12 protein-coding genes are annotated in these 26,682 nt (G+C 35.0%); 1 reads left to right on the top strand and 11 read right to left on the bottom strand.

Going from position 1 to position 26,682, the window contains the following annotated elements; translation table 11 throughout:
- Window positions 1-21 precede the first annotated feature (21 nt).
- Entirely contained in the window at window positions 22-3,288 is a 3,267-nt protein-coding gene (locus E1J38_RS01590; protein ID WP_133354552.1) for a family 78 glycoside hydrolase catalytic domain, read from the bottom strand.
- Between the two features lie 177 nt (window positions 3,289-3,465).
- On the opposite strand from E1J38_RS01590, the gene E1J38_RS01595 reads away from it, so the two are divergent.
- Window positions 3,466-4,341, top strand: coding sequence for an AraC family transcriptional regulator (locus E1J38_RS01595; protein ID WP_133354550.1), 876 nt, complete (start codon window positions 3,466-3,468; stop codon window positions 4,339-4,341).
- Window position 4,342: 1 nt separating this feature from the next.
- On the opposite strand, the gene E1J38_RS01600 is transcribed toward E1J38_RS01595, so the two are convergent.
- The 10 genes from E1J38_RS01600 to E1J38_RS01645 form a co-directional block, all read right to left on the bottom strand.
- Window positions 4,343-6,256, bottom strand: a complete 1,914-nt coding sequence (locus E1J38_RS01600) for an ulvan lysase-like protein (RefSeq protein ID WP_133354548.1) — start codon at window positions 6,254-6,256, stop codon at window positions 4,343-4,345.
- Window positions 6,257-6,392: 136 nt separating this feature from the next.
- A complete protein-coding gene (locus tag E1J38_RS01605; RefSeq protein ID WP_133354546.1) occupies window positions 6,393-7,964 on the bottom strand; it encodes a T9SS type A sorting domain-containing protein in 1,572 nt (523 codons plus the stop codon).
- Between the two features lie 160 nt (window positions 7,965-8,124).
- Window positions 8,125-11,592, bottom strand: a complete 3,468-nt coding sequence (locus tag E1J38_RS01610; protein WP_133354544.1) for a glycosyl hydrolase — start codon at window positions 11,590-11,592, stop codon at window positions 8,125-8,127.
- Window positions 11,593-11,852: 260 nt separating this feature from the next.
- Window positions 11,853-14,156: a T9SS type A sorting domain-containing protein gene (locus E1J38_RS01615; RefSeq protein ID WP_133354542.1), complete on the bottom strand. Its 2,304-nt coding sequence runs from the start codon at window positions 14,154-14,156 to the stop codon at window positions 11,853-11,855.
- Between the two features lie 65 nt (window positions 14,157-14,221).
- Window positions 14,222-16,822: a glycoside hydrolase family 2 TIM barrel-domain containing protein gene (locus E1J38_RS01620; RefSeq protein ID WP_133354540.1), complete on the bottom strand. Its 2,601-nt coding sequence runs from the start codon at window positions 16,820-16,822 to the stop codon at window positions 14,222-14,224.
- Window positions 16,823-16,852: 30 nt separating this feature from the next.
- Window positions 16,853-18,583 (bottom strand): sulfatase family protein, encoded by a 1,731-nt coding sequence (locus tag E1J38_RS01625; RefSeq protein ID WP_133354538.1) that lies wholly within the window; start codon window positions 18,581-18,583, stop codon window positions 16,853-16,855.
- 142 nt (window positions 18,584-18,725) lie between these two features.
- Window positions 18,726-20,300 carry a heparin lyase I family protein gene (locus tag E1J38_RS01630; protein ID WP_133354536.1) on the bottom strand — a complete coding sequence of 525 codons (1,575 nt, stop codon included), beginning with the start codon at window positions 20,298-20,300 and terminating at the stop codon, window positions 18,726-18,728.
- 205 nt (window positions 20,301-20,505) lie between these two features.
- Window positions 20,506-21,252 carry a T9SS type A sorting domain-containing protein gene (locus E1J38_RS01635; protein WP_133354534.1) on the bottom strand — a complete coding sequence of 249 codons (747 nt, stop codon included), beginning with the start codon at window positions 21,250-21,252 and terminating at the stop codon, window positions 20,506-20,508.
- A 159-nt stretch (window positions 21,253-21,411) separates the two neighbouring features.
- Complete coding sequence (locus E1J38_RS01640) at window positions 21,412-25,437, bottom strand: hybrid sensor histidine kinase/response regulator transcription factor (protein ID WP_133354532.1); 4,026 nt, start codon at window positions 25,435-25,437, stop codon at window positions 21,412-21,414.
- A gap of 96 nt (window positions 25,438-25,533) precedes the next feature.
- Window positions 25,534-26,679, bottom strand: a complete 1,146-nt coding sequence (locus E1J38_RS01645) for a glycoside hydrolase family 88/105 protein (protein WP_133354530.1) — start codon at window positions 26,677-26,679, stop codon at window positions 25,534-25,536.
- Between the last annotated feature and the right edge of the window lie 3 nt (window positions 26,680-26,682).

Here is a 26,682-nt window from a genome sequence, read left to right on the forward strand (position 1 = left end):
TTATATCAATTTTGAATTATTTTAGTTTGTATGATATATTTCTAATTCTGAAATTCCAGGAATAGCATCAGAAGCTTCTATTAGAATTCTAAATTTTGAAGCTGTTACGGTTTGAAATTGATGTATTTTATTTGAACCGCAAGATGTATCCACTGCTAAATCTTCCCAGATTTCATTTTCAAAATATTGAATTTTATAATTTGTAATATGATTACCTTTTTCGTGAATGACAATTTTGTTAAATGTTTGGAGTTTAAACCATTCTACTTCCAACCATTCGTTGGTTTTAGAACTAGCTTTCCAATGCGTTTCTAACTTTTGATCATTTGCTCTAAACGCTTCAAAAAGTGGTAGTTTTTCAGAATCGATAGTCATTGAAGACGCATTCATTCGTCCTATTAATGCCAAATTACTAGGTATATTTAAAGGCTCTGGATAACTTACTTTTGGTAATTCAGATACTTCAAAATCATAAACACCCGATACTACTTCAAAAATAATATAATTACCAACCGCGTCGCTGTTCTCCGAACCAATATGTTTAATTCCCTCTGATTTTTCAATACTCATTCCACCTTCAAAAACTGAGTTCATTTCATTAGCTGGAATATAAATCTTAGCAGAAGTATTAACGGGAATTTCAATATGAAACGTTGCTGTTTTATCAGCAATTTTCCAATTGGAAACGACCTCACCATAAGGCGATTGGTAACTTGCATTTACATAGTTTAAATCACAAACAGGAGCTGGTTTTACGATAAATTGTTGCATTCCTGGTTGCTCTGAGTCTGGTCTGATACCAGCAAAACCTTTAATAAAATAACCACCAATACCCGTGTAACAGGTGTGAATTTGACTGTTACCAATAGCAGACCAGCGTTCTGGCCACACGGTTTTGCCTTGTTCTAAGAAGTAGCCGTAACTAGGATGACGTTTGTCTTTTAGCAGTTCATAAATTAAATCCATGCGCTCACCATGCTCTATAAAATAACGCGTGTAAAGGGCTTGCCCCGAACTACCCGTATCGTAATACGGAAATTTATATAAAACTTGGTCCACTAAATTATCGTAAACCTTTTGTTTTTCTGACTCGGGAGTAACGCCAGAAAGTAAAGCAAAAGCCTGATTTACCTGATGCCCTTCACCATATTTCCCAGTTTGCGCATCATATATCTTTTGATGTGTTGCCTTTCGTTGTACTTGTAAACGGTCTGAAAATAGTTTTACATCCTCCGTTTTATCTAAAGCCTTGGCTATTTCTAATGCTGACTCTAGCATAAAGGCATATACACAATTATTAAAATGCTCGGATTCTGGTGAATTACTAGAACTCCAAAAATTACCTCTCGGGGTACACCAATCACCCAATCCTGGGAATTCCAATGTACCGCGTTCACCTATTTTCAAGGCATCTTGGGTATCAAAATTAGAATGTTCATATAACCAATGCATCCACTTTTTTAATGTTGGGTAATGATTTTCTAGCAATTGCTTATCGCCCAACATACGGTAAGTTTCCCAAATGGTTATTGGACTGTTTGCCATCCACATTAAAAACTCAAAATCGTCGCCATTTATTACGGCTCGCATTTTACCATCATCGGCCTGAGCATCTTGCATAAATTGCGCATATTGCATCATGTAGGAGCCACTTTCAAAATTAGGTAGAGCGTCACCGTACATAGCGGCCACGGTAACTTCTCCCCAACCTCTGCGTTCGCGATGGGGGCAATCTACCAAAATACCATCTATCGTATTAGCGATGTAGGTATTTAGATTTACTTGGTATATCTTATTTAACAACTCGCTTGAGCTTTCAAACTGGCTAATTTGCTTGCGGTCGTTTGTAATTACATAACCTTTTATATCTTTTAATTCAGGTTTGTAATTAATACCATAAACCGTTACAAAACGACCTCCTGCCAAATTGAATCGGTTGGTAAAATGGCCTGTGCCGGTTTCATCATAAATGTATTTACTGCGCTGTTCCCAAGATGTGGACACCTCTTTATGGTCGGCAATTTCAAAAGTAACGGTATCACCCGCTTTACCATTATAAAGGTTTATTTCGAAATAACCGGTGTAGTTTTCGCCCATATCAATCACATAATGGCCATCTTCATTTTTAGTGACACCAATAGGTTTCACTTCCTTAAATTTCACTTGAGGTTCTACCATTTGTGCACTTAAGGTCGCTGTGATTTTACTTGTCGGCGGATTAGCATCTGTACTCGGTGCTCTTACTGCGCCTTTTGGTCCCAAATTAATATCGGCCACAGCAACATCTTGCATTTCGGCTTCATCAAAAACAACGGCATTTTCCCAATTACTATCATCGTAATCAGCAGCATTCCAATTGTCTTCACGTAAACGTTCATCTATAATTTCACCACCAAAATCCAATATATCCCAAGAACTGTTGTAAGAACTGTAGCTTTTTTTGCATTTCCAAGAGCTATCTGAAACTAAGGTTATAGTTTCTTCACCTAAACTGATATTAGCTTGAGCTTTGAATACAAAAGGTGGGTCGAAATAATCTTTTACACGTCCCCATCTTGCCCAACCTGCTGCATGCCAAATTCCGATGACGTTATCTCCTTCTTTTAAATAATCTTTAATGTTATAAGTGAGATAGGGTAAGCGCTTTTTAAAGAAAGAGTTCACAGGATTCATCACCTCATCACCCACTTTCTTCCCATTTACATACAATTCATGATACCCAAAGGAAGCCACATGAATGAATGCAAATTCTGGTGTTTTATCTAAAGACACATTCTTTCTGTACCAATTGTGGTCTTTTTTGTTTTGGTCTTTTTTATAAATCCATACGCCTTTCCAATCATTTGGCAATAGTAATCCCATGGAAAAATGCGCAACTTCACTCCAATTCGATACTAAACCATTAGCATCCCAAATTTTCACCTTCCAAAAATACTGCTTACCAGATTCTAAAGTATTCCCTTCAAACTTAACATTTACAGATTCATTAGTTGCCATTTTACCAGAATCCCAAACATCACCCTCGTTATTGTTTAGAGCCCCTAGACTGTTAGCCACTAAAATTTGATATGCCGTTTGTTCTTGCCCTTGTTCTTGACTTTCATCAACTAATTTCCAACTAAATCTTGGAGTCGTATTATCAATACCCAAAGGATTTGTACGGTACTCGCACTTTAACTCAGTAATTTTCAAAAGAGATTGCTCACAAGAGACACATAGCAGTCCACAAATTAGCATTAAAATCAACAAAGAATTTGAAAAAATGTTACTGGCTCGCTTTAGCTTCATGTGGTTTAATATTTAGTTTAGTTTGGAAGTAATAAATAAAATGAAAAACGTGGTGATTACCATCCTGCCCTCTCCCGTAAGATTTCAGTTCACTCTAATTACAACTTGTTTGTAAATTTCTTTTAATTTATACAAATTCACAATTAACAAATTGATATATTAGTTGCACAAAATGATATGAAAAATAAATATAGAAAATATTTAATTACCAGTAATATAGAAATATTATGGGGTTTTTATATTAATAATTTAGGACGAAATGTTATTGAAAAAAACACAGAATACCCTTCTATGGATCATCCTGACCAGTATATATTTACTTGGGATAAAGGGCGCGTTTTAAATGAATTTCACGTTGTTTTAATAACCAAAGGCGAAGGCGTTTTTGAGAGTAAAGCTACAGGAAAAGTAAACGTATCTGATGGTGATGTTTTTTTATTATTTCCTGGTATTTGGCATAGGTACAAACCAAAAAAAAGTACGGGTTGGACAGAACGATGGGTAGGCTTTTCAGGACAGATTGCATCTCAGTTTCTATCTAATGGTTTTTTTAATACAAACGAACCAGTGATATCAAAATGTAACAAACCATCGATATTACAACATTTTAATTCGCTTTTTAAATTATTTGATGAAGAACCTTACGGTTTTCAACGTTTAGCATCTGGTATTTGCCTACAGCTTATGGCAGATTTATACAATATTAAAAGTGGTGGCAGTAATGTTGAAAGTTTAAATTCGCTTGTAGCACAGGCCAAAAGGACTATGTATGACCACCTTGATTCAACTTTAAATTTGAAGAAAATAGCTCAAGAATTAGGTGTAAGTTATTCTAAATTTAGAATCGATTTTAAAAGGCAAACGGGTATCTCACCATTGCAGTACCATCTTCTTCTGAAAATAGAAAAATCGAAAGAATTACTTTTAAACACGAACAAAAGTCAAAAAGAAATTGCCTTTGAACTCGGCTTTGAATCGGATGTGTATTTTAATCGTTTATTTAAACGTAAAACAGGTTTGGCTCCTGGACAGTTTCGAAATTCCACACACTAATTTAACTTACTGAAATTATTATTTCCAACGCCTTGTTATCCTCAAAAAAGATTTCAAATGGTAAAGCCTCCACCCCAGGTACCATATTAAAGGTTCTTTTACCTTCAAGAGCTTTCATTTTAATTGGTGCGCTTGCTTTAATCGTAACTAAGCCTTCAGGTTTTTGAATGGTGATTTCATTTTCACTAACATTTGTTACAACTTCACTTGAAGGAGAAACAATTGGCAACACAAAGGCAGTTTGCTCTTTAATATCTTGTTTTGTACTTACCTTAATCTCTGTTTTATCAGCAGTACAATTGTAGGCAATATCGAATGTAGAAGCAGTCCCCTCAACTTCTTGTCTGCCACCATTTTTTAGTTTTACATCCGCCATCAACTCTATACTTCCGTTTTCATCACTAGAAGTAACTGTGGCTGGTAAATCGTATAAATTGGTATACCAAATCTCATTTTTAAAAGTTTCTATACGAGGCGTTAAACAGATATCCTTTTCTGGTTGTACTTGTTGGTTGTTTTTTTCAACCATTTCATATTTAGCCATACTAGCAGCACAGATCAAGCCAACTTTGTTGTGATATAATATTCCTAAAGCACCACCTGAAGCTTGCCTAAAATCTTCCTTATAATGATATTCTGCATCGTAGGCACTTACCGTTCCTCTCCAATCGCCCCTGGCGAACAAAAACACATCCAAATCCTTAAAATGTTTGACGCCATCTGCAGTTGCTCTAGGTAAGGCTGCATTTACATTTATTTCTGGTAAATGGTCCCAATGATCTAATAAGGCTGCTAAAGGTTTGGCGTGTGTAAATGTATGGTGTACACAAGGTGGAATTCCTGCTTCAATAAAACCAGGACCTCCATGAATTAACCCATCTGCTGTGCAACGTTGTAATAATTCTGTATTTTTTACGGCTGCTGTTCCAAAAGCAGGATTAATATGAGCCATCATTCCAAATGCAGGTTGACTACCATCACAGGTTCTACTGCCCCAATAACTCCACTTATACATGCGGTTACCCCAACTGTTGTCCCAACCACCATCAGGCAACATAAATTCTAAATGGCTGTTGAGAGATTTGGTTAAGATTTGTAATAACTCATCATCTTTTTCCTTAAGCGCATACATCACTAAACTGTTGAGGGTTTCTTCTACATTGTATCCTAAGTCTACACCGTGTAATCCTTTTTCGCTTAACTTGCTTGAGCTCTTTTTACACTCGCCAAATAACAAACCTTCATTGGGTGTAAAATAAGCTTTTACTTGAGATGCTAATGTTTTACTCTTGGCTTTAAAATCATCTCTATTGACAACGTTACCAATTAAGTTTAGCCCATAAACCGCTGTTCCCGGATAATTGATATTTGTAAAATCTATGGTAAATTCGTCATATATATATTGACCCGCTTTTTCTAGACGTACTGTCCATGCTTTTCGAGTTTCTTCATCTAAAACATGACCATGATAATGCAATGCTTCAGCTAGAGCTATCGCTCCAAAAACGGTAATACCTTTCCACGATTTTGGATTTTTGATCACTGTCCAAGCGCCATTTTCTTGAGAGACATTATTTTCAGCCCAAGTCATAACCAATTTAGCTCCTTCAACATATTTATCATCACCGGTTTTATCCGCCATAAATAAAAACGGATACACAGCATCCATACAACGCCCATGAATATGAGAACATGACGGACACCCTAAAGCACCGTGAACCTCTAAATTTGACGGATTGTTAATTTGTACTTTTAACATGCCATCACTCCAATCTTTTAACAAACTTGTAATCAAGTTTTTGAATTCTAAAGAGTGTTCTGGATGGCTTTCACATGCATTTAGCAATCCTGCCATTGGTAATGATAAACCAACACCGGCAATCGTAGATAATTGTATAAAGTTTCGTCTTTTCATTTAGTAAAAATTAACAGGTTGAATTTAAAAATATAACCGTTATAAACCATCCTGTTTTGTCCTGTTCAAAAAATCAAAAAAAGCCAGAATCAAATTTGTTCTGGCTTCATCAATAGTCTGTAAATGTTTAAATGTCTTATTTAACTACGAGTTTGGGATGGAATACATTGTTTTCATCTGTAACAGCCCTTACAAGGTAAATACCCGTGTTTAACCTGCCTCTGTTATTAACTTCAATATTCTCTGCACCTGTTGAATTTTTATAAACAACTTTACCAAGAATGTTAAACACTTCTATTCTTTTTACACCAGAAATATTTTTAAATGCAATTGTAAAACTATCAGTTGTTGGGTTTGGATAAATTTTCATTGAAGATACCTTGAGATCTATATCAGAAATACTCAATGACTGGCTTGTTGGTATAGCCTCCCAACTACCTCTATCATCGGTTTCTAAAACATTTAATTTATGATAAACGCCCCCATCAGCTTCATGATATAAAATTCTACCACTAAACCTTGATTCAAATCTGTAAGTATCCTCCAATTCGTCATAATGAATTGTCCAAGATTTATCGGTATCTGTAGTTGGAGCATCTTTACCTGTACTTACTACAAGAAAAGGGTCTGTACCTACTGCCCTTAGTACATCAATATTATTACCCTTATCTTGACTGTCAATATTGTGATAAGCGCCACTTTCTACAAATTTCCAATGGGTATTGAAGGGCTCACCTGAATCGGTCATGGTTACTGGAGTGGCACTATTCCCAACGGCAGTTAAAAATTTACCGGTTGCTACATTTCGCAACCTATAAATATCGTCTGACGGAACTGGGTCACCAGTATCTACAACCTCCATCTTCTGGTATGTTGTATTTGCCCATCTTATTTGAGCACGACCTCCTTTAACTCTATAGGCACCATACCTAATACCTGATTCCGTTCCTCTTTCCGGATCTGGGATGTTCCAAGGAAAAGATACACCATCAATTACCGCATCACAATAATGAATTTTTTTAGTGGCATCGTTTGGGTCTTCCCTGAAACCAACCTCTAGCTCAAAAGTAATTTCGGCATCTTTGTCTACCTCAATTAGCTCCACAACTTCTCTACCACTTCCCGATCCACCACGTTCTAAAATACGCTCAGCAAATATTTTGAAGGCTACCTGCTTGCCTGCGTTGGCGCCTGTGCCAAAAATAGGTTTTGCTAGATATAGACAAATTGCAGGATCTGGAGGTCCACCACCGCCTGTATGCTTTCCTTTAGCTTGAGCAATATAGCTACCGTCTTGACTCTCAATACCCGTGTAGCCAGCCTCCAAAATCCTAAATGTCCCCGTAAATCTTGCATAACTTCCAACACCTGTTTCCTGAGATCTTGGTAATGAGCGCTCTATTCTTGGTTGTAAAGTGTTAGGTGCATCCCAGTGGTTAGACCCATCGGTGATATTATAAACGCCCCAAGTTTTTCCATAGACATCACGTTCTGAATAATCGGAATAACAACTTCTATCATCAACAGTACCCACATTGACAGGGTTTGTTATGTCTACATTTCTGGTACTATTGTTTTCAAATTCACCAGAAGCTGGGCAACTTAAGTCTGGGTTCGTATCTTCATCAGGTGCTGTTTGTGCTATTAAACAAACAGAAAAAAGTGCAAAACTAAATAGCAATATGGATTTAAAAGTATTCTTTTTCATAGCTGTACTGAATTATAGTTTAAAGCAATTTTTATTTCTCACAAAATTGCTTTAAACCCTGTTTGCAACTATACTGTACAATGCTGAGATTACGACGAAAAAAACTATCTATTCGGTAAAGCGTGAAAATTCAATAATTATCAGACTACTTTAATGATTACTAATTAATTACCTTTAAAACAACAGGCCCAATTAAACCCGAAGACTCCAATTCGGTTTCATGAGGTTTTGGTCCCGCTGTAGTCCAAGTTTTCTTTTGATCTTTTGGTCTAGAATTATCATAAATCAATTGATTGCGCCACGTGTTCGTCACTTTAATTTCTAAGCTATTGTCTCCTTCTAACACATAATCAGTAACATCAAATTGGAATGGTGGTGCCCATTTTACTCCTACTTTTTTGCCATTGCACCAGAGTTCTGCAATATTGGCAACTTCACCCAAATCCATTACAGTATTTTTACCTACACTTTCAATATGTATAACTTTTGAATAGGTTGTTGTTCCTGAGTAATGTTTTATAGCATCGTTTTCAAACTCAGTTAAAGATTTTAACTCAGAAGCCTCGATTGTTTGCGGTGTATCCCAGCCATCGTCAAACTCTAATTTCCAGTTGTTTTGCAATGGAATATCTTCTAAAGAAACAGTTCTTTTAGTAATTGTTTTTTCTTTGTTATAAAAAATATAATCTCCTGCTATTGAAGGGATAAACTCTCCATTTTTCCAAGACACTTTTGGATAATCATTTGTTTTATGAATTTTATACCAACCTATTTTAGCATCTAAAATGGTTTTATCTTCCAATGTGATTTTTGTTTCTAAAGGTTTTGCATCACTTTTTGAAAAAACAACAATGGCGCTCCCACTTGCTGCTAAAGACAATGCAACATTTGTTCTATTATTTTCTGTTTGCCAAATATTCGCTTCTTGTATTTCACTTGTAAAAGCATCCCAAATTTGAGGTGTTCTGTCTGACACTCTGAAACTTAAAGACACATCTAAGGGGTGGTTTTCTTTTGAAGCTACAAAATAAATATCGGCATCTTGGGTTTCACGATGTATCCAATTGATATTTAGAGACTCTGGCACAATTACATCTTGTGCAATTTCTTCTTCTTGTAAAACCTCTTCTAAAGTTTTACCCCAATACACGCGCCCTTTAGCAACTTGTTTTGCACCACTTTCGGTATCATCCCATAACTCATTGGCAATATCAAGTAATTGTTTTACATCATTTTCATCATCCATCAAACTAGGAGAATCTTTGGGCTTGTTACCTAAAACAACCGCACCATTTTCGACCAACTCTTTAAGTTTTTGGGCTGTTGATAACAACATCTTTTCAGAGTCTCTAAGCTTAATAACTCTGTAATCACCTCCGTTTTCCACATGAATTTTTCCATTTTGAACACTTAACTTTTCTTGAAGAATTTCAGAATTTAAATAATCAAATCTATAGCCTTTTGGAAATGTATCTAAATCGAAAGGAGGGCGCTCATAATGATCGCCGTAGTACCAAAGCACGTCAGCTACATACTCTCCTTGCTGTAATACATACTGGTTTCTACTTAAATAATCAATCCAATTTGGCATATATTGCCACCATGTTTGCTCTCTAACCAAAGGAAAACCAATATTACCTCCAAAACTAGAACCTGGAGCAACATCAGTTTGTGGGGTGTGTGAAAACGTATGAAACACCAAATGATTAACACCTTTGGCAAAATTATAATCGATTAAATATTTTACTAAAAAGGGATGTTCGTTCCATTTTACCCCCACTTGTGTACACGCTTCTGCTGCTAATTTTGGTTTATTATACAAATGTGTCGCAGATGCTGCATTAAAAATAGGTTTTGCATATTCGTTTTGATCAGATGGTGCTTTTGGGTACCAAAACTCAGTCATTGGAATATCACTAACCCCATAATAACGCATAGGGTCTACAGGTAATACTTCGCCTCCAGCCCCTTCGGTATACACTTCAGCTCCCATATCATGAGCAACAGTGGCAAAATGTTTAAAGAAATTATCGATGAATATCTCATCCATTGTGTGGCGTAAATCCCTTAAAAACTTGGTAGTCGTCTCTTTATCATCTACAATATAACCCATAGTAGCAGGTAAATAGGTTTTCATACTATAGCCTCTTCGGGTTTCAAACTCCGTAAACATGTCCTCAGAATTCATCGTCCACGTAGGCACATGACTTTCCCAACTATCAATTAACAAACCTTGCAATTTCCCATCGCCTATGGGGCCACCATCTTTTATTAGATTCCCAATCATTCCCTTACGCAAATGGTTTTCTATGGTAATTTTATCGAGTTTACTCGACTCCCAACCAGTTGCCTCTGGCACTGCAGGTTTATTGGTTAAGCGCATGTTTATATGCCCAAAACGCACGATGGTCCACTTACCTTCCGGAACATCCCAGATAAGTCTCCCATCAGCAGATAATTTATCGGTGAGATTGACTATATATGCCCCATCAATAATTGTGTTTTCAGCATAATCAATCTCTACATCCTTTTCTAAACGACGTAACACTTTAGCTGCTTTTGCTTCATGATTATGTAATCTTGGTTTTGCACTTAATCTTATAAACTCTGGAGCAATTGCATGTGTTCCTTCAAATGTAAAAGTAAATTCTGATGATGTAGTTTCAGGAATTGTTAGAGTTAGGTATTTTCGTCGGTCATTCCAGTTTGCATCAGGTAAATTAAGTGTTGTAATATTGGTTAATTTATTATCAATTAATGCTTCAACTTTAACAACAACATCTACAACAGGGTATTCGGTACCCATAATCATATGTCGCGACTGCGGAAAGGTGATAGTTCTTAAGGTTACAGGGGTGTCAAAACTAGTTTTCACCCAAGTATCTTGATTATTTACTTTTGAAATACCGTTAGCCCTGTATACGTCTAATGGCATGCTTAAGCGGGTTGTGGTTCTAGTAACGATGAGTTTAGAATTCGGGTTGAAAATGGCCTCCCAAGGCACTACGGTGTTATTGGTTTCAATTTTTGCAGGGTTTAAGGGTTCCAAATCATCACCTTCAACTGTTGGAAAAGCGAGTACTTGAATATCCTTATAATCGTAATCAGGAGTATGGTACAAGGAATCGATTTCCAAAACCTCATCGAAGTTCTTCCCTCCTGAAATATGATAGGTAGTTTCTACCACTTCACGTTGTGCTTCTTCAACAGGCACCCAAGGGCCACCTGTCATAGACCAACCAGGACAATTTTGCATGGTAAATTTTAACCCTAAACGTTTGCATTCATCTGCTGTATGACGAATCATATCTTCCCATTCAGGAGATAAAATTTTAATGGGCTCTACATTTGGATAAAGACGACCTGCCTTATTAAATAAATGAATGCCTTGTAAACCTGCGGATTTTATGGCTTCCAAATCTAAGGTTAAGCCTTCTTTACTTATGTTATTACCCATTAAGTGAAACCAAGTTTCAGGGTGGTATTGTCTTTCTGGCGCTTTAAAACCTTTAGATAATTCTTGAAGTGTTGGAGAGGTGTCAACTAAGGAAACATCTTCACCTTCCTTGGAATTACAACCAAAAATTAATACTAAAAAAATACTATAAACAATAGTTAACAATCTCATAAAAAAACTTTTTAAAAATTAAACTCGAAGTTATACAATATCTAATAATAATATATCCTTTATTATCCTGAACAAAAAAGGCAACTTACTTAAAGTTACCCTAAGTATTTCTTAAGATGTAAAATATTAATTCACCCGCCATAACTTCATACCTCTTAATCGAGTTTGGCCTTTTCTGACTTAAACAGTTTAACACCTTCATTATTTACCAAAGTAACTAAAAAGCATTTGGACACGTCCTTATATTTTACATAATCCTTTTATTTCTTTACCAATTTTATAAAACTTGGTTCCTCAGAATTTACTCTTAAAAAATAAATCCCGTTTGGCTTGTCACTTATATCTAGGCGAACCACACCGTTATTAACTTTATGTATTTTAGATAGAATTAATTGTGATTGTGTGTTATAAACCTCTAAATGAATTGATGTAAGATTTGCAGGTATAAACAATTCAAATTCACCACTTGACGGATTAGGATAAGCTTTAAGATTTTCTAATAAATTGATTTGCTTTTCAAGTTTTCCTTGACACGCTGCCTTACTTGTTATTTGTAGGTCATCACCATGTTGAATATCTATTTCAAAGCTTGCATTATTAGTTTCTAAAACGGCAACACCATTCTTTAAAACAGTGTAAGGCGCTGTACCTTTTGTAATATTAACAGTAGCTTTTTTCTTATCTATATTGATTTTACCTGTTAAACTAGCTCCACTTTCTATAGTTGCTTGATAACATTGATTAAAAGTATCTCCATCTACAGAAATACAAAAATCATATACGCCAGGGCTTAAACCCTCAATAGTTGCTGTATTTGTAAAATTAACAGTTTGACCATCTACAGTAACTACATAATCGCTACCCACTAATGCATTTATAGTAATACTTCCGTTCTTTTTATCTAAACATGTTTCACCTAAAGTTTCTATTGTAAAGTTATTTGCTATTGTAGGAGAACTTCTTCTATTTAATTGTGCGATGAATAAATCTGGTTGTGCTATACTTTCGCCAACACCAGCAACTTCAACCAGTTGGCTATTCACCTTATCCAGAGGCGCGCTTTGTTTACGAGCTCCCTCAACACCTATGTAGTTTAGAAAAGCAAAACCATCAGTACTCGCCGGTTCAATTTCAATATCAGGTACTACATTTTCATAAGTAATATTCCAATAGGTAGTTCTAAATCCTGCATTAGGCCCTCTTTCCCTTCCAGGAACACCTATTTGATTAGAACCACTGTTAAACCATAATCTTTCTGGTCTTCCAATATCTATGTTTGTCCAAAGATTAGCATAAGGTGCATTTCTGTGATTATCAAAGGCTATTGCAATACCTTTTCCATTTCTAAAAACATTAAAAGCAGCGACACCTTCAACAGATAATTCGTGCCAATGAATATCCTTAAACTCAAAATCTTCAAAAAGATTATAAAATCCTTGAAAAACCTCTAAAGGATGATGGCCTCCTCCTGCTCTTTGTTTCATTCTGTTAATAAATGTACTCTTGGGCTCTACCGCGGGTAGCGGAACATTTCTTTGTTCATCTCTTATTAAAACGCCACTTACTGTATTATGTGCACTTTTTCTGTGTATACGGATACCATATTCTAAATCCACCAATTCAACATTCTTTACCCAGCAATTAATGACTTCGTTTAACTCCATAATTCTAAAGCCCATATAATCATTATGAACAAAAACCACATCATTATTACATACAAAGGAAATATTTTCAACTCCCATTTCTGAGGTAGTCGTATCCATATTCATTTTTCTAATGAAGGGGTTCCACTCTGTTTTAAGTTCTATTGGTAAAGGTCTGTCGAACGTAATTGTATTTCCATTTACTGAGGTAACGTATGCATACCAATAGAAAATTTTAGGATAAATAAAAAGATCTTTGGTGCTTGGGCCAATAGCATCTATATTTCCATGAATATAAGATGAGAAAGAATCATCTGCAGAGTCTTGTTGCTCTAGTTGAATAAAATCTCCTACATTTAACGAACTTCCACCAGTTACGTTAAACACATTTTCACCTTGCTCAACATTAGAACTTACGTTTCCAACATCAATGGTTTCAAATTGCCCGCGCATTCTTATGTGAAAAGACGTTGTTGAGGCCGTACCATCTGGGAAGTAGAATGTAGTTAGTGGCTTACCATTTGAATCAACCTCACCTCTCAGTACTACTCCCGAAACATTTAATTCTAACTGATTATCAATTACCCACCTTCCCTTTGGAATAAATATGGCTCCTCGCTGATTTCGTGGTAGAGTGGCTTGCTGATCAATTAAGCTTTGTAAGGCACTTGTATCATCTATATTGTCATCTGGTAACGCACTTGTTGAATTTAGGTTAGCAACTACTGGTACATTTGGTATACTTACATTTGATGACTTATACCCAGCATATGAAAAATCTGGAAGACGCCCTGCTGGATCCCAATTAACTCCGTTAGGCCCCCATAAAGAACTCTCCTTTACTTGTCCATAAGTTAACAAAACACATCCAAACATAAAAAGCAGCATACTTACATATTTAGCAAAAAATATCTTTTTCATAAATTTATTTTTTATTTCTTTATTCAAATAATAAACATGTGGAAAGTAAAATTAATTATAGTTTCTTAATAATTCACCTTTCTAAGTTTAATACCACTCAATCGAGTATCTCCTTTTTTAGCGTTGAATTCAACATTAATACCCTTATTGTCCTCGACAGTTATTAAAAAGCGTTTGGTAACACCGCGGTCAGGTCCGTATGTTTGTTTTAAATTAATAGCATTCCAAATCTGTTTTCCATTCACCGAAATAGTCATCACATTCTCACCTTTGGATTTTAATTCAGCCATCAATAAGGACAATTCATAAGTTCCATCGGGCACATCAAACTTGTAAGCCTCTATGCCAATACGTTGCGTTTGGTAAATAGGGTCATTTTCTGTTCCTTTTACACTTACGTCGGTACCAATATTATTTCTTCGACTGCTTTTGAATCTTAAAAAATCGCCCCCTACATAACCAAAACTTCCTTTTTCATAAGGCTTGTCAGGCATCCATAAATGATCTACATTATCGGTTTCGATGAAATAACAGTAAGAACCCACATTAATGGCTATTTCTTTAAATGGATTGGTTTTACTTTTTAGGTTTTTAGGCTGAAGTGTAAAATCTATAAATGCGACATCTTTTAAAGTTACTCCATCTTTTTCTGAAACTACTTCAATTAAATTTTGACCCTGCTGAAATGGTATGTTGAATGTTGCAGTTGAAAAATCGAAGGCTTGTTTCCCTAATGATTTACCATTTGCAAACAATTCTACCTCTTCAGTGTTACCTACTACAGTTATTGGTTGGGTAGCAATATTGGCACCATCGCTATCTTCAATACCAGATCGATTAGTCCATCCTTTGGATGCAATAGCCAAAAAGGGTGTTTTCTTTAAGAGCGCTTGGTACAAATAGTAAGCGTCTTTTTTCTCTCTTGTTGCCGACACCAAACCTTTATTATTGATATGAGGCACCGCATCCTTTCTGTGTTCTACCTGAAAATCGGCATAGTTCCATACATTGGCACCAACTATTTCTGGGATATTGAGAATGGCTTTCATATAAGCTTTGTGTAATAAAAACTGATATTCTACACTAAAGTCGAAACGAGTAGGATTGTATGTTCTTAATCTAGGGTCTGCACCACCCCCATATTCACTTAAAATAAAGGGTTTGTCTGGATCGAGTTCCAACGAGCGTTTCACCAAATCTCGTAGGTTTTTATCTATATCTTCTAATTCTTCAATATACCAACCGTAATATTTGTTGTAACCGACTATTTCTGTTACTCTAATACCTAATTTATCTTGGTAGGCAGGTTCTCTAAAAAACACGGTATAGGAATATCTTGTTTTGTCCTCTTCCTTAATAGTTTTTGCTAAGGCCTCGTGGGTACTTTTAAAATGTTTTACATAGTCTTCTCCTAAACTTTCAGGGGCTTTCATAGTGGTTTCATTACCTAAATTCCATGCTACAATAGCGGGATTGTTGTAATTAAAACGAATAGCTTCCTTTAGCATATTAATACTGTTTTGTTTTCCTGCTTCATTAGCCGCCGCTTTATCTACAAACGGAATTTCTAAGGTAGCTACAAACCCTAACTTATTACACATTTCTAGAATGGCGGGATCTTGCGGATAGTGGGCTATACGTAAAAAGTTAGAACCCATGTCTTTTAAAAGCTTCATATCGTTACGGTGAATTTCATCACTCACCGCATTGGCTTTACCATAAAAATCTTGATGACGACACGTTCCAATTAACTTGGTTTGTTTGCCATTGATAAAAAAGCCTTTATGAGCATCAAAACTAAACCATCTAAAGCCCACTGGGTTTTCAATTTTATCATAAACAACTCCTTTTCTATCTACAATTTCTGAAACGAGTTTATACAAATACGGGCTTTCAGGCGACCATAAATTTGGATTGGCTATTGCAAATTCAGTGTAGGCATCCTTCCCGAAAGTGGATTTAGATTTTACCTGTTTTACCAAGTTATTATTAGCATCATATAAAGATTGCCTTACATAATAACTTCCTTTTTTAGGTTGCACTAATTTAGATTGCACCGAAACCTTTGCAGATGCTTCAGAAACTTCGGGAGTTCTCACAAAAGTGGCATTGGCACCTAAATTGGCCACTTCAAAATGTACAGGTTTGGTTATGATTAAATGTACATCTCTGTAAATGCCCCCGTAAAATGAAAAATCGGCTGCTTGTGGCACAATTTCGTCGTTATGGGCATTATTAACTTTTACAGTAATTTCGTTGTTACCTGTCTTTATAGCTGAAGTAATATCTCTCGCAAAGGTAGTATACCCGCCAATATGGTCTTCACCAATAGGCTTACCATTTATATAAAGAGAGGTGACTTGATTGGCTGCTTCAAATAGTAAAAATACTTGTTGGTTATCATACACTTGAGGTATGGTAAGCGTTTTTTTATACCATCCTTCTCCCCTATAATAACCATCTTCGTCATCTAAAATATCTTCGGTATTCCATGAATGCGGAATGGTAACATTTTCCCAAACAACAGTCTCATCTGTATTAAAAGGTGTCTCTAAACTTCCTTTGTGAAAATACCACGCTTCATTAATTGTTTCAATATGCCTTACTTGTTGGGCATAGCTGGATGCTGTAAGGATTAGTGCAAGTAGTGATAGTAGTTTTTTCATTTATTTTGAATTGTTTTTTTAAAAAATGATTTAGTTAAATTCTACAACTTCGCTTGGCATAAAGCCAATGCGATGTGCTTGAACTATGAGTTTAGAACTTTCAGGTAATTGAATAGGATTTTGATACACTTTCCATGAATTTGGTGCTTTACCATCTACACCAACAATTTTGTAGCCTATGGAAGCACCCTCGGTTTCACAAGTCATTTTTACAAAGCTATTTTCAGATGTAATAATGGGTTGTGATGTTACTGGTTGTGTACTTTTACCAGACCACAATTGTTCAATGAGTTTTGCTTCATCAAGGTTTGGTTGATCTCCAATCGCTGCCAACCATCGATCCATTTCTGCACTTAATTCTTTCAATTTTTCTTGATTTTCTGGGTTTGCTGCAAGATTATTGAGTTCATATGGATCTGTTTGGCAATCAAACAATTCTTCTTTCGGTTTTTGTTCTCTAAACCATTGCATTTGAATATCGTTTAATTTACCTTCTGCTTTCAATTTTAACAACTCCTGCATGGTTGGAATACGTTCTCTATATGCTACTGGTAAATAATAGCCTTGTTCTGGTCTGTAGTTACGGATATATTTGAATCTACTATCTCTAACAGCTCTTATGGCATCGGTAAAGCCATCAAACCTGTCGGCTGCTGCATGAATATATGTTCGTTCTTCTGCCTTGTACTTGCCTAAAAAAGCTTGACCTTGCATATAGGGTTTTGGTGCTTCACCAGTTAAAGACAATAATGTTGGTGCAAAATCAACAAAACTGATAAGTTGGTCGTCTTTCGTACCTGCTTTTAATTTATTTGGAAAACGAATAATCATGGGGGTGTTTAAACCAGAATCGTAAATCAAACGTTTTTCTCTAGGTAACGGACCGCCATGGTCTCCATAGAAAAATATGATGGTATTTTCTAACAAACCATCTTCCTCAAGCTGTTTTAAAATGGCTCCCACTTGATGATCCATTTCACCAATATTGTTATAAAGTTTCCACATATCTCGCTTTACAACATCGGTATCTGGAAGGTATGGTGGAATATTAAATTCGGTATCTTTTGGAAGATATACAGATGTTTCTTCTTCCGTTTTATTGCCTCTACCCCATTGATAGCTTCTATCGCCAGCTTTATAATGTCGTGTTTCTATATACCTATGTCCATAGGGTTCAAACAGACCCGATTCGTGCGTGTCGGTAAAATTAAATACTGCAAAAAATGGTTGATCTTTTTCACGGTTTCTCCAATGCGCGTAGGGACTACTTTCGTCCCATGCCGTAACAGGGTGTTTAAATTGATAATCTGTTTTAAGATTATTGGTACAATAGTACCCTTGTGTGCGCATCCACTCACTTATCATTTTAACATCTGCTGGTGGCACCGCTTCATATTTGGGCAAACCTGTTACTTCGGTATACGAATTGGTACGCATATGGTTGGCACCAATACTGGAAGGATACATACCGGTAGCTATGGCCGCTCTACTAGGTGCACAAACACCAGAGGTGGAGTATACATTTGGATAAATAACACCTTCACTCGCCAGTTTACTTAAATTGGGTGTTACTACGGTTGAATCGCCAAAAGGAGGGATATAAGCCCCCATATCCTCGGTAACTAACCAAAGTATGTTTGGGCGTTCTGGAAGATTTTGTGAAGTTTTTACATTTTCTGAACTAGGGCTATTATTAGTAGTTTTACCACAACTTAATGTAAGCAAGCACAGTAAAAGAATAGCTAATTTTATAGTTTTCATTTGCTTGTTTTAATGTGTTAAAATTACCTCTATTCCTATAAATTACTGTCCTGCATTGTCCTGACACTTCTAAACAAAAAAACAGCCAGATTTAAAAAAACCCGACTGTTTTGGTATAAAAAACTACTTTGACTTTTTAATCCTATCTTTTAATAATTTTTTTAGTTATAATAGACCGTTCCCCAGATAATATAACCAAGTAAATACCGTTTGATAATACACTAGCATCTAAGTTTAATGAAGAAACGCCTTCCGTTTGTTTTACTATGAGAGATTTACCTAACAAATTAAATACCTCAACTTTATTTATATTGCTTAATAAACCTTTAATTTGAATTGTATTATTAACCGAGTTGGCTACAAAAACTGAACTTTTATCAAATTCCAAACTACTAAGTGAATTAACACTTTCTAAAAACCATTTTGTATTAGTTCCAAATGAAGTTATATACCTAACATTACCAGAATCATCAAAGGAAATTCTTGGAGTGGTTGTTTGCGGAGTATGAATATCATAGGCACCAGAACCATTAGAAATAAATTCAAAAATTCTTGTATTATTTGTATCAGAAGTTGGTGTTAAAGTTGTTGTAGGATACACATTTTGCCCTTCAAACCTTACAGCATCCCAATTAGCATCTGAACATGAAATATTGTAATAACCAGCAGTTCCAACAGATTTTATCTCAAAAATTTGTGTTTCACTATCTGGTAAAATCTCATCTGCGGTGATTATATTTTGATTTGGAGATGCCGCTACCGTCCAGTACTTACCAGTTACGCTATGTTTTATTTTATAAAGCCCTTCAAGTCCTTCTGATCCATTATTACCGGCAGAATCATCAGGTAAAGCAGATTCTAAAGTAGTTGTGACGCGCATATCATCAAAATCTGTTATCACCTCAAAATTACATGCGTTTTCATTGTAAGAACCCCACTTTGGGTAAACTTCAACACCATCAAATGTTTTATGATAGGCTCTTTTATCAGAATCTGCCAAAACCACTTGATATTCATTAAAATTAAGATTTGAAAGTGTTTGCTGTACTCCATTAAACCAGAACTCCAAATAGCCTTCATATCTATTATTAACCACATCAAAATTATCATCAACCTTGACTTTTATAACAAAAGTCACCCATTCATCTTCGGGAATTACATGTTGCCATAAGGTTGTTCTTCGCTGGGTTATAGACCCTGGCCTGTTCCAATTCGGTTCTGCTGGTCCGAAGGCATTTAAACTTAAAATTGTACCATCATAAGCCATACTGAAGGGATAATTCTGTTTATTGGTATCAATATCTCCACCATCAGCAGTTTTCCATTGAAAAACTGCAATACCAGCATTTAAATTTGGTTCAGAATTAAATCTCCAACGCCAACCATAATAATAAGTTCCGCCTTTTTGAGGGGTAAATGTATTTACGTCTCCTGTAGTTCTGGCAAACTCAGCCCGCTTTCTAGAAACAGGTTTAGTTATACGCCAAAATTTGCCGTATTCTGCGTCTGTTGGTGTAGTGACAAAAGGTGGATTATTGGGATCATCAACACAATCATCACCACTTGGGTTGCTATTGCCATTAGGGTCTAGGCGTCTAAAATTGTCATTAACTGATAAATTTGGATCTCCGTACCATAATACTTGTGCATTTAATGTATTTGACAGGAATATAACAATTAAATACAACAAATAGGTATTAATGCTTTTAGTTTTCATAGCTATTTTTTAAATCGATTATTGGAGTTACATGGAGCTATTCACTTAGATTTATTAAACTTCCCGAAGCGCGTATTAAACATCACTTGTTTAGCCCCACTTAGACTCAAAAAAGGCTCGGTTTATAAACCAAGCCTTTTTATCATTATTAATCCGAGTTGTTCTAATTGCTTAAGCAAAAAACTACACCCAGTACTTTAGTATGTTATCTCTTCACAATTTTTCTTGTTGCAAATGTATTTGTTCCAATAAACTTAACAACATAAACACCGCTTGATAAGGCTGTTGCGTCTAAATTTAAAGATGACAAACCTTTTGTATCTCTAACAATTAAAGACTTACCAACTAAGTTATACACCTCAACTTTATTAATGTTTGATGTTAGCCCACTGATTTCAATTGCATTGTTAATTGGATTTGACACAAAAATTGAACTTTGATTAAACTCTTTATTGCTTAATGGGTTGGTGGATGTAAAAATCCACTGTGTTCTGGTAAAATTACTACCCGAATAGCCTATGGCGTCTGTACTATTATTGTAAACTAAAAATCTTCCAGAACTGGTATTTGGTGTCCATACATTGTATGTAGGTTCTCCATTTGGTCCTGTACTAGCCGTTACGGTAACAGTCCAAACATTAGGGTTTGAAGTAGATGGCGTACCACTGTAGGATACTACAGGGATTTCTGAAGTACTATTTGCTCTAAGTATACCATCGTCTGTGTTAACAACAATATTATACTGATCTGCAACTCCTGTTGAAACAAAATCAAATTTTGTAGCCTCTGCAGAATTGGCTGTTGCTCTAACAGCCTTAGCTCCATCATGTGACAAATAGACAACGCCATTTGTGGTGAAATTATTTAACAAATAATATTCTCCTGCTCCGGAAAATTGTGCAAAAGTAAATGTTGCACTAAATAAAAATAGAATAAAAGTAATTTTTTTCATGAATACGTGTTTTAGGTTTTTAGTTAAATTTTATTCAAAATTATTGACTAACGAGTATTTAAAAATCCTAAAAACGTGGACAAAACTCCTTTTTAACAACATTTAAAAGCTATTACAACTAAAGAATTGAGTTGAATGCGGTGCAGATAGCTTAATGCATTACTCTATAAAGGAATTAGAGTATTCTCGTGGAGATTTACCAAACTTGGCCTTAAAACTTCTACTAAAGTATTTTTGATCTTTAAACCCAACTTTAGCACTTACTTGATTGATATTAGCTTTTCCTATTTCTAATAATTGGGCTGCTCTGGTAAGCCTTATGTGCTGAATAAATTGTTTAGGCGAAAAGTCTGTCCAAGCCTTAACTTTAGTAAATAATACTGATTTACTTACTCCCAATTCTTCACAAAAGAAGGGGATATCAAAATCATAATTACCAATATTACTCTCTATGATATCTAATGCCTTTTTGTATAAGGTTTCATCAAGAGATGACATTTTTATGTCCTCGGCACTAAATACCTCATGTGTATTTAGCTTAGATTTTAGATTTTGTATAGACGTCAAGGAATTATTAATACGCAACTTTAACTCCTGAATATCAAACGGTTTACTAATATAGTCGTTGGCACCACTTTCTAATCCTTCTATTTTATGTACTACATCTGATTTTGCCGTTAATAGAATAACCGGAATATGACTTGTTCTAATATCATTCTTAATTAAATTACACAGTTCGGTTCCTGTAGTAACTGGCATTATTACATCGCTCACAATTAAATCTACAGATTCTTGTATTGCCTTTTTAAACCCTATTTTACCATTTTCTGCCTCAAAAACATTGTATTCTTCAATTAAAACAGTACGCATAAACGTTCTAAGTTCCTCGTTATCTTCTACCAATAAAACAGACATTTTTTTATTTGAACGAATTTTTGAAGAGAAATTTGGTTCAATTTCAATATCAGAGACTTTTAATTGATTCTGATGATAAACCATATATTCTTTTGGAGACTCATCTTCAGAAAACTCGTGTGCCTTGAAGTGCGACTTTCCTTTTAGTAGTTCAACTTTGAAAATAGAACCTTGTTCCTCAATATTAGGTGTTACACTAATGTTTCCTTGATGAAGCTCCACTATATTTTTTACAATAGCCAAACCTATTCCTGTTCCTTTTTTAAGAGCTCTATCAGCAGCATTATTATCAACTAACTCAAAAAAGCGGTCAAATATTTTTTCCCTATACGTTTCAGGAATACCAATACCATTATCTTCAACCAGAAGCAATACCATTTCTCCTTCCTCCTTTATTTTAACGGTTATTTGACCTTGACTATCTGTATATTTAAAAGCATTAGAAATTAAATTAAAGAACACGCGTTCTAACTTATTTTCATCAAAGTAAAGCCGTATTTCATTTGAAGGAGTTTCAAAATTATATTGATAGCCTTCACTAATAGCATAATCTGAAAAAGATTCGAAAACCTTCTTTAAGACATCTACTACATTATGCTCTGCTACTTGCAATGCCATTTGATTACTTTCATATTTCCTGAAATCCATTAACCTATTGATAAGTTGATACAGATGATTACTATTTCTTTTAATAACCTGAAGTTTTTTATATATACTGCTACTCCCCTGATAGTTATCTATAATTTGTTGTAATGGCCCTAAGATTAACGTTAAAGGTGTTCTAAACTCGTGAGATATATTGGTAAAAAACTCAAGTTTAGCTTGGTTTATCTTTTTTATTTGTTCTGCTTCTAAATGCTCTAATTCTAATTCGTGTTTTAATTTGGTTCGAGATTTTGAAATACTATATAAGTAATAAATTATTGAAATAACTATTAATATATATATAGCATATGCCCACCAAGTAAACCAAGGCGCAGGCCTAACAGAAATATTTAATGTTGTTGGTGTTTCATTAATAACACCATCGCTATTAACACCTTTAACTTCAAAAACATAGTCTCCCGGCTTTTGTATGGTATAAGATACTTCATTATTAGGTGTTTCATTCCAATCGGTTTCTAAACCCTTAAGACGGTATTTATAATTATTACTTTTTGAATTCACAAAACTTGGTATAGAGAACGACAGACTAAAATTTCCTTGATGGTGTTGCAATTCTATACTTTTGGTATAACTTATTGTATTTTGAAGCACCTTATGTGTATCATTCACCAAAACCGACTGATTATTAATTTTGAAATCAGTAAGTATCACTTGTGGTGCATAATGGTTTTTCACAATTTTACCTTCATTAAATACAGTTACCCCTGATGTACCTCCAAAATAAAAGTCATCACCCAATCGCAAACCGGCATCTCTATTAAACTCGTTACTTGGTAAACCTTCTTTTATTGTATAATGCGCTACTACGGTCTTACTCGTAAAATTATATTTCACAATACCTTGTGTAAAGGTACTCATCCAAAAGCTGTTATCATCAGCTCTAACAATGCTTCTTATACCATCAATTTTTTCGTTACCTACTTTTAGATCTATATATTCAAACTGGTTGTTTGTAAATTTAAATAAACCGTCTTCAAAAGTACCAATCCATAGGTCTTTATTAACATCTTCATAAATGGTGTTTATTTCAAACTTAATTTTAGAATCATTCTCATAAACAAAATTTTTTACTTTATTATTAGGAGTAATACAGTTTAAACCGCGTACTGTTCCTAACCAAATATTTTTATCGCTATCTACCATTATAGTCTTGATATTACTATTGGTAAGACCAACGGGCTTTAATCTGGAATTAAAAATCTTAAATGTATGGTCCTTGAAATTGAACTTAATCAGCCCTTTACCATTGGTACCAATTAACATGGTATCATCAGAATATTGGGTGATTTTTAGAACTCCAGAATCGTCGAGATATTGAATTAATCTCTCTGGCAACATTTTTTTGACAAATCGTTTTGTTTGTATGTTATATACAAATAATCCTTTATCAAAAGTACCTATCCACAAATCCCCGTCATTACTCACACATAATGATTTTATGTTATCGCTTTTTAATTCTGAATGGTTTTTGGATGTTAAATGAACCGTTGTATTTGTATCTTTATTTAATATGGAAACTCCACCTCCTTCTGTACCAAATAGCATTAAATTTTTATAATTTTCTATGGAGCTTACAACCCTAAAACTTAACCCTTTTTGATAAGAATTCTGATTGATATTACTAAAGTTGGCATTAAATTTATTGTAAACATTTAACCCTCCGTAATAGGTACCCACCCATATTGTACCTACTTTATCCTTAAATAACGTTTTTATAAAATTATCGTTTAAAGATTTAGAATCATTCCCATTATGATAGATGGCACTGATCTTTCTTTGATTGTCTACAATGTGAAGACCGTTAAAGGTTGCTAACCACAAAGCCCCATCATCATCATAAATAAGTTTCCTTACGTTTCTACTTTTTCCTGTTAGCTCTCTCTCAGTAAAATATGGTTTAATGCTTTTAGTGTCTAAATTAAATTCTACTACACTCTGAGTTTTTGTTGCTAAAAGAATGTTACCGTTATGGGATTCTAGTAAATCATTAATATAAAAACTTTTAGATTGTGGTACTAATATAACTTTATACGTGCCATCGCTTTTCTTAAAACAGTGGTATAATCCTTTATTTGTGCCAATATAAATCGCTCCTTTTTTGGTTTGGATAAGAGATGTTGTTATTTGTAAGTTGATAATTTTTGTAAAAACATCTGTAGAAGGGACATATATTGAAACCCCACCAAAATGACACACCCAAATATCTTTGTTAGAAAGTTCTTTTACTACTCCTATCATGCTATTACCTAAGGGAGCATTAGAATTGTTTAAAAAATAGGTTTTAAATTCGTTGCTTTGAGGATTAAATTTATTTAACCCAAAAGATGTACCAACCCAAATAAAACCAGAGCTATCTTCTTCTATACATAAAATACCATTATTACTTATGGAGTTGGGGTTATCTTTTTCATGACGATAAATTTTAAAATCAGTACCATCATACTTATTTAAGCCATCTTTTGTACCAATCCACATCTGACCCAAATTATCTTGATGAATAGCCATAATGGAGTTTTGAGACAATCCGTCTGCATCAGTAATATGACTGAAATTATAATCTGTATGTTGTGCTTGCCCTAAATGCAACAAAACAAGAGCGAACAAAAAACAAATATTTCTAAGTTTAAATAGTTTCAAAACTGTGTATAGCCAAAAAACGGGAACAACATGTTCCCGTTCTATATTATGAAAATTATAGTTTTAATCCAAATTTAAAACTTCGCTACCTGCCATTAAAAAGGCACCAGTACCAAAGTTTTGCCAACTATCTACCGATGCTGGCTCTGGGAAGGCACCAATATTTTGTACCCAACCTACACGACCATCCTCATGCTGACAGGCTTTTAAAGCGTTCCATGCTTTTTTAACTGCTGGTGTATGCTTCTTATCCAATAAACCATTATTTATACCCCAAGCTAAAGCAAAGGTATGGAAACCACTACCACTTACTTCACCGTGATCATAAGACTCCGGACACAACAAACTAGTTCGCCATAAACCGTCTTCTGGTTGTATTTCTAGTATTTTATCAGCCATTTCTTTGTATAATTTTTCGTAAAACGGACGGTGTTCATAATCTGTTGGCATATCATCTAAAATTAAGGCTAAACCAGCAAATACCCAACCATTACCTCTAGACCAAAATACTTTTTTACCGTTTGGTTCTTTAGTATCTTTGTCATTGCCCTGCCAAACAAAACGCATATCTCTTGCAAATAGTTGTTCTTCCTCATCATACAATTGGTTATAAGTTTGCATATAAAACTTATGCATCTCATCTAGATACTTTGGTTGCTTAGTATGTTTTGCATACAAGTTTAAAACCGGAGGCGCCATAAATAAGGCGTCACACCACCACCACAAAATGGTTTTACCCATGCTGCTTTTATCAGTACCTGCTTTCCAATTATCGTCATCATATAGATGTGCATCCAAGAATTTTTTGGTTGGTTCTAAGTCCACAAAATTTCTTCTTCCGCCCTTCATATCTATATAAATATAACTGTATGAAATGGCCACATCATCGGCATGATGTAAACGTTTATATGTTTGCCAATTGTTCCAATACCCTTGGTTTTTTAGGGCTGCCATGTATATCATATCATTGGTGGACTTATGCGCTCTAGCAACACCAACATAATAAGCTCCTGCCGTCCAATCTGTTGGTGAAATAGCAAAAATAGGGTGTGCTTCTTGCCACTCTAAAGCTTTAATCATTGATGCTTTTATATCGGACTTATCAATTGTTGAAACTACTTTTGGAGCTTCTACTGGTGTTACTTTCTGAGCTGTAGAGCAGTTGAATAATAACACTACCGCTACTAATGTTAAAATGGTTTTATTCATGAT

The organism is Seonamhaeicola sediminis (assembly GCF_004358095.2).
In the GTDB taxonomy this organism is placed as follows: domain Bacteria; phylum Bacteroidota; class Bacteroidia; order Flavobacteriales; family Flavobacteriaceae; genus Seonamhaeicola; species Seonamhaeicola sediminis.